The 6102-nt window shown below is 64.0% G+C and carries 6 protein-coding genes and 1 riboswitch; of the genes, 4 read left to right on the top strand and 2 right to left on the bottom strand.

The window, feature by feature from the left end; translation table 11 throughout:
* The first annotated feature begins 198 nt into the window (after window positions 1-198).
* From BHD06_RS20535 to BHD06_RS20520, 4 genes are all read left to right on the top strand, one after another.
* The gene (locus BHD06_RS20535; RefSeq protein WP_080458836.1) at window positions 199-1083 is read left to right on the top strand and encodes a 3-hydroxybutyryl-CoA dehydrogenase; all 885 of its coding nucleotides are present in this window, start codon (window positions 199-201) and stop codon (window positions 1081-1083) included.
* A 167-nt stretch (window positions 1084-1250) separates the two neighbouring features.
* Window positions 1251-2306, top strand: a complete 1056-nt coding sequence (locus tag BHD06_RS20530; RefSeq protein WP_217805701.1) for a TRAP transporter substrate-binding protein — start codon at window positions 1251-1253, stop codon at window positions 2304-2306.
* Between the two features lie 103 nt (window positions 2307-2409).
* Entirely contained in the window at window positions 2410-3012 is a 603-nt protein-coding gene (locus BHD06_RS20525; RefSeq protein ID WP_080458835.1) for a TRAP transporter small permease subunit, read from the top strand.
* Window positions 3012-4373 carry a TRAP transporter large permease subunit gene (locus tag BHD06_RS20520; protein WP_080458834.1) on the top strand — a complete coding sequence of 454 codons (1362 nt, stop codon included), beginning with the start codon at window positions 3012-3014 and terminating at the stop codon, window positions 4371-4373. The genes BHD06_RS20525 and BHD06_RS20520 overlap by 1 nt, the downstream gene beginning before the upstream one ends.
* 18 nt (window positions 4374-4391) lie before the next feature.
* Here BHD06_RS20520 and cobF read toward each other — a convergent pair whose 3' ends face one another.
* Complete coding sequence (cobF, locus tag BHD06_RS20515; protein WP_080458833.1) at window positions 4392-5123, bottom strand: precorrin-6A synthase (deacetylating); 732 nt, start codon at window positions 5121-5123, stop codon at window positions 4392-4394.
* 62 nt (window positions 5124-5185) lie between these two features.
* On the bottom strand, window positions 5186-5860 hold the full coding sequence (locus BHD06_RS20510; RefSeq protein ID WP_080458832.1) for an energy-coupling factor ABC transporter permease: 675 nt from the start codon (window positions 5858-5860) through the stop codon (window positions 5186-5188).
* Between the two features lie 56 nt (window positions 5861-5916).
* Window positions 5917-6100, bottom strand: a riboswitch (cobalamin riboswitch).
* Window positions 6101-6102 lie beyond the last annotated feature (2 nt).

The raw sequence follows: 6102 nt of genomic DNA, 5'->3' as shown, positions 1-6102 counted from the left end.
CGAGACCAAAAACCTCATGCCCGTTACCATCCAGCTCGTCAAGGAAGGCGCTACAATGGGCGACATCGTCGAAAAACTCAAAACCATCTGGGGCACTTACCGAGAAACACCGGTGTTTTGAGATGGGCTACGGGACAGACGGGGGCCGGGTGCTCCGGTCCCCCGAAGTATCAAGGACACTGCCAAGTAGGGATCCACATGAACGAGATACAGAGTGTCGGCGTGATCGGCGCAGGCCAGATGGGGGCCGGTATTGCCCAGGTCTTCGCACAGGCCGGTTTCGACGTCCACCTGAGTGATCTTTCCGAGGACCGGTTGGCGGCCGCGATGCAGGGCATAGACCGGACATTGTCGCGGGCCGTCGAGCGCAAAGGGCTTGAGCCCGAGGCGCGCGCGGACGCGCTTGGGCGCATCCGGGTCGGAACGTCGCTGGATCCCGTCGGGGCCGCGTCACTCGTGATCGAATGCGCCACCGAGGATGAATCCGTCAAGCGCGGCATCCTGCGGGACCTGACGCCGCGCCTCGCGCCGGAGACCATCCTGACAACCAACACCTCGTCTCTGTCGATCACCCGGCTGGCGTCGGTGACGGATCGCCCGGATCGCTTCATGGGACTGCATTTCATGAACCCCGTGCCGGTTATGAAGCTTGTCGAGTTGATTCGTGGCATCGCCACCGACCAGCAGACCTTTGCTGCGCTCGAAGGGGTCGTCGCGCGGCTTGGCAAGACGGCAACCGTGTCCGAGGATTATCCCGCCTTCATCGTGAACCGCGTGCTTGTACCGATGATCAACGAGGCGGTCTATGCGCTTTACGAGGGCGTTGGAGGCGTCAAGTCGATTGACGCTGCCATGAAGCTGGGCGCGAACCACCCAATGGGGCCGCTCGAACTTGGAGATTTCATCGGTCTCGATACCTGTCTTGCGATCATGAACGTGCTCTACGACGGGCTTGGGGATCCTAAATATCGCCCGTGCCCGCTGCTGGTCAAATACGTCGAGGCCGGCTGGTACGGGCGCAAGAGCGGTCGTGGTTTCTACGATTACAGCGACAAGGAGAACGGGCCGGTCCCGACAAGGTGAGCATGAGGTGTCCGCTTGACGGAGGCTCGGAGATCGCATTAGACTTTGCATGTCGTATACGAAACACGACATGCAATTTTAAGTGAAAGAGGCGCGGAGGAGCGCCGCTGGGCACTGGCCATCTCGTTGCGAGGGGGCCACGCGACTGACAACAGGAGGAGAATAGAATGAAAATGAGGTTTCTCAAGGCGGCGCTGACGGCCGTTCTGACGCTTACCGCGGGCACCGCGGGTGCCGAGGACATGCGCTGGAAAATGCCTGTCGGCTTCGGCTCGAACCTGCCGGGCCTCGGCTCGCCGTCCCCCTGGGTCGCGGACATGCTGACCAAGGGGTCGGACGGCAGCCTGCAGGTGCGTGTCTACGAACCCGGCGAGCTGATGCCGGCCTTCGACATTCTTCAGGCGGTCTCGGACGGCAAGGTCCCGGTGGGCTATACCTGGATCGGTTACGATCAGGGCAAGGTTCCGGCAATCCCGCTCTTTGCCGCCGTGCCGTTCGGCATGAAACCCTGGGCCTACACCGCGTGGTATTACTATGGCGGCGGGCACGAGATGCTGCAGGAAGTTTATGCCAACGCCGGTTTTGGCGTACACGCGCAACTGTGCGGCGTGATCGGGCCGGAGACGGCGGGTTGGTACAAGAAGGAAATCACCTCGATCGAGGATTATAAGGGCCTCAAGATCCGCTTTGCCGGTCTGGGCGGCAAGGTGCTTGAAAAGCTCGGGGCCTCGGTTTCGGTCCTGCCCTCGGGTGAACTGTTTCAGGCGCTCGAGAAGGGCACGATCGACGCCACCGAGTTCTCGATGCCTGCCATCGACCGTGCGCTCGGATTCGGGCAGGTTGCCAAATACAACCTCTTCCCGGGATGGCACCAGACCTTCACCGCGCAATATCTTCTGATCAACAACGCCGAGTGGGAAAAGACCACCGAGGCGCAGAAGGCGCTGGTCGAGGCCGTCTGCACCGCCGCTGTCACCCGCGCGCTGGCCGAGGGTGAATACCTCAATGGCCCAGTGCTGGAGGGCTTCCAGGAAGAGGGTGTCACCACGCAGCAGATCCCGGACGACGTGCTGGCGCAGCTGAAGGCCGTCACCGACGAGGTTCTGGCCGAAGAGGCAGAGAAGAACGCCGATTTCAAGCGTGTCTACGAAAGCCAGCAGAGCTTCATGAAGTCCTATCAGGTCTGGGAAGAGCGCGCCTACGTGAGCGCGCCCTCCGAGTAATACCTCCGGCCCTGCGCCCCTCCCACTACTGACGCAGAGCTCTCTCGCAGGCGCGTTTCCTTCCCGCGCCTGCGACCTTAATCCTGATCACCGGAGACTGCGCATGTCGCAATCCACCAAGGCAGAGACGCCGGCAGGAAAAGCTCCGCCGCGGCTGTACGAAGACTTGCCACAGACTTCGCCCAGCCTTGCGCTCGATGCCGCGCTCATCAATATCGGCAAGGCTGCCTCGTGGCTTTGGCTTGTCGTCGTCGCAATCATCATCTGGGCGGTGACAAGCCGCTATCTCTTTGGCACCACCTCCATCGCGATGGACGAGATGCAGTGGCATCTCGTGGGCAGCGCCTGGCTGCTCGGCCTCAGCTACACACTGGCGGTGGACGAACATGTCCGTGTCGACGTGCTGCACGAGCGGATGCGGATGCGCACCCAATGCTGGATCGAGTTCTTCGGTCTGCTGCTTCTGCTGCTTCCGTTCCTCGTGATCGCGCTGCGCGAGGCGGTGCCCTTTGCTCTCGATGCCTATCGCAACGGTGAACGCAGCGTGGCGCCTGGCGGGCTGGCGCATCGCTGGCTGGTCAAATCGGTGCTGTCGGTGTCTCTCTCCCTGCTGATCATCGCGGCGCTGTCGCGACTGCTCCGCGTCACGGCCGCGCTGTTCGGCTGGCCGCGACCGGTGCCCGCCCGCAAGAGGTCTGACCGCTGATGCTGCTCGAAGAACTCTATGTATTCGGCATCTTTGCCACCTTCGGCGTGTTGCTGATGACCGGCTACCCGGTGGCCTGGGTGCTGGGCGGAACCGCGGTGATCTGGACCGTGATCGGCGTCGTCTCGGTCGAGACCTTCGGGGCCGACCTCTGGTTCGACTATTCCTCGTCGCTTGCCCTTCTGCCCGAACGCATCTGGGGCAACGTCCAGAGCGAGGCGCTCGTGGCGCTGCCGATGTTCATCTTCATGGGCATCATGCTTGACCAGTCCGGCATCGCCGAGCGGCTGATGAACAACATGGTCAAGCTGTTCGGCAAGGTGCGGGGCGGCTATGCGGTGACGGTGATCATCATCGGCGTGCTGCTGGCGGCAACCACCGGGATCATCGGCGCTTCGGTGGTGCTGCTGGGGATGCTGTCGCTGCCAAGCATGGTCGAGAACCGCTATTCGAACAGCTTTGCCGCAGGCACTGCCTGCGCCACCGGCACGCTGGGCATCCTCATTCCGCCCTCGATCATGCTGGTGATGATGGCCGACCGGCTTGCGACGCCCGAGGCCTCGGTCGGGGCGCTGTTCATGGGGGCGCTGATCCCGGGGCTGATGCTGGGGGCGATGTACATCGCCTACGCGCTGATCCGGCCGCTGTTTCAGCCCTCGATCGCGCCGACGCCCGAGAACCCCGAGCCGATCACCCTGCAGCTGGTCTGGAGCACCGTTCTCGCGATCATCCCGACGGCGCTGCTGATCCTGGGTGTGCTTGGCTCGATCTTCACCGGCATCGCGACACCGACAGAGGCGTCCGGCGTCGGGGCCTTCGGGGCACTGCTGCTCGCGCTCTTCTCAGGACGGCTGACGCTGCGGGTGCTCAAAACCTCGCTCTATGCGACGACCCGGTCCACCGCCTTCATCTTCGCGATCTTCCTCGGAGCGACCGCGTTCTCGGTGGTGCTGCGCGGGCTTGGCGGCGACGAGGTGATCGAGGAGCTGCTGCTGGGCCTTCCGCTGGGGCCGCACGGGATCATCCTGGCGATCCTCTTCGGGATCTTCCTGCTGGGCTTCTTCCTCGACTGGATCGAGATCACGCTGATCGTGCTGCCGCTGGTCGCACCGGTGGTGGTGGAGCTGGGGTTCGATCTGGTGTGGTTCACCATCCTCTTCGCGATCTGCCTGCAAACCTCGTTCCTGACGCCGCCTGTGGGGTTCGCGCTGTTCTACATCAAGGGCGTGGCCCCGCCCGAGATCACCATCCGCGACATCTACAAGGGGGTGATCCCCTATGTGATAATCCAGGTGACGGCACTGATGCTGGTGTTCCTGATCCCGCAACTGGCCACTTGGCTACCGAGCGTGTCGCAATAGCGACACGCCCCCCGGGCGCTATACCCGCCGCAGCAGGTATGTGTCCATGATCCAGCCGTGCCGGGCGCGCAGCTGGGCACGGCGTTCCACGATACGGCCCCCGACCTCGGCCAACGATCCGGCCTCGAGCGCCTGCGTCTCGGAGCTAAGATAGGCGCCCCACCAGATCTGCAGCCCTTCGGGATCAAGGCCCTGAAAGCTGCATTCTGCATCCAGCATCACCACCACCGTTTCCTCGCCATCAGGCCAGCCATGGTCGCGCAGCTGCCGCCCGGTGGTGATCTTGACCGGCCCGTTCACCGTGTTGAGGGGGATCGCATGGGCTGCCGTCAGCGCCTGTATCGCGGTGATCCCGGGGACAACCCTCAGACGGGGACGCGGCTCCATCCGCTCGGCGATCCGCAGCGTGCTGTCGTAAAGCGAGGGATCTCCCCAGACCAGCAGCGCCACCGACCCCGGCGGAGCGCTCTGCATCGCGGCGACCCAGCGCCGCGCAATCTCGTCATGCCATTCGATGACCCCTCGACCGTAAGGCAGGGCGGGGTCGCGCACCGGGTAATCAAAGCTTCGGATTTCGGCCTGCGCCCCCGAGGCCTCGATAATCCCGTATCGCAACGCGGCAAGCGCGTCCTTTCCGTCGCCCTTGTGGGGCACGAGGATCAACGCTGCATCGCGCAGCGCCTGCATTCCTTCGAGCGTGACATGCACCGGGCTTCCGGTGCCGATGCCGATGAGCCAGAGATCGTCCATCCGTGTCATTCCTGCATGAAAAAGCCGGAGCCCCGACAAACGGGGCTCCGGCGGCAATGGCTTCAGGCCGCGTAGAGACGCGGGGTGAACAGGCGGGCAATGCCGCTGTCACGGGCGGACTTGGCTGCCGCGAGTGCTGCCAGATCGGCCAGCGGCTCGATCAGGATCACCAACATGTAGGCCGCGCCGAAGGTGCCGACCGAAGCCAGCGTGGTGGCCGAAACGCCCTGACCGTAAAAGGCCCAGAACGCCACCCAGGCGACAACGCCGCCCTGGTAGACCGCCGAGAGTTTCAGCACGTCCGCATAGCGCAGATCGACATAGGCGGTGCCCGGTGCGACGACGCGGCGAGCCAGCGCCGAGGCTGCGAACAGCGGCACCAGCAGCGTGGTGACGTTGACGAAATACATCGGCAGGTCGGTCGGCACAAAGAACATCCCCTGGATCAGCAGGCCGAGCGCCAGCCCCATGGCCGCAGGCGCGGTGCCCAGCAACAGGAACAGCGTCGAGCCGAGGATGAAGTGCACCTCCGAGATGCCAACCGCGAAATGCGGCAGCAGCTCGAAGAAGACAAAGGTGCCGACGGCCGCCAGAACGGTGCGCGGCAGCAGCGACAGAGCGCCGCCCGCCTTGACGTCCTGGACGACCTCCTTTGCGGTATAGCCCGCCGCGCCCGCCGCCGTGGCAACCGCGAAGACCATCTTGGCGCCGTCGACGACGCCTGGTTCAATATGCATTGGTATGTCCTTTCTCGTTATGCTGCCCCACCGGCAGCGATGTGCCCCTTTGCGGGGCGGTTGAGGTGCCGAAAGGCAGGTCTCCTGACTTGCGTTTCACCGCGCCTCGGCCCTTCCCGGCAGGGTTGCGAGTGGGAAGATCCTCGGCACTCTCCGCTTACAGTTGCGGGGGCAGTCCGGGACTTTCACCCAGTTCCCTGCGGCCGCGCATGGCGGCGCACCCTCTCGGCGGTGGCCCCTCG

Source organism: Roseovarius sp. A-2 (genome assembly GCF_002072155.1).
Taxonomy (GTDB): Bacteria; Pseudomonadota; Alphaproteobacteria; order Rhodobacterales; family Rhodobacteraceae; genus Roseovarius.
Note: the sequence above shows the minus strand (reverse complement) of the source record. Positions and strands in the feature narration are given on the sequence as shown.

What these genes read in the sequence shown, in the direction of transcription:
- BHD06_RS20535 (WP_080458836.1), top strand. Translation starts at nt 199, where the DNA reads ATGAACGAGATACAGAGTGTCGGCGTGATCGGCGCAGGCCAGATGGGG.
- BHD06_RS20530 (WP_217805701.1), top strand. Translation starts at nt 1,251, where the DNA reads ATGAAAATGAGGTTTCTCAAGGCGGCGCTGACGGCCGTTCTGACGCTT.
- BHD06_RS20525 (WP_080458835.1), top strand. Translation starts at nt 2,410, where the DNA reads ATGTCGCAATCCACCAAGGCAGAGACGCCGGCAGGAAAAGCTCCGCCG.
- BHD06_RS20520 (WP_080458834.1), top strand. Translation starts at nt 3,012, where the DNA reads ATGCTGCTCGAAGAACTCTATGTATTCGGCATCTTTGCCACCTTCGGC.
- cobF (WP_080458833.1), bottom strand. Translation starts at nt 5,123, where the DNA reads ATGGACGATCTCTGGCTCATCGGCATCGGCACCGGAAGCCCGGTGCAT.
- BHD06_RS20510 (WP_080458832.1), bottom strand. Translation starts at nt 5,860, where the DNA reads ATGCATATTGAACCAGGCGTCGTCGACGGCGCCAAGATGGTCTTCGCG.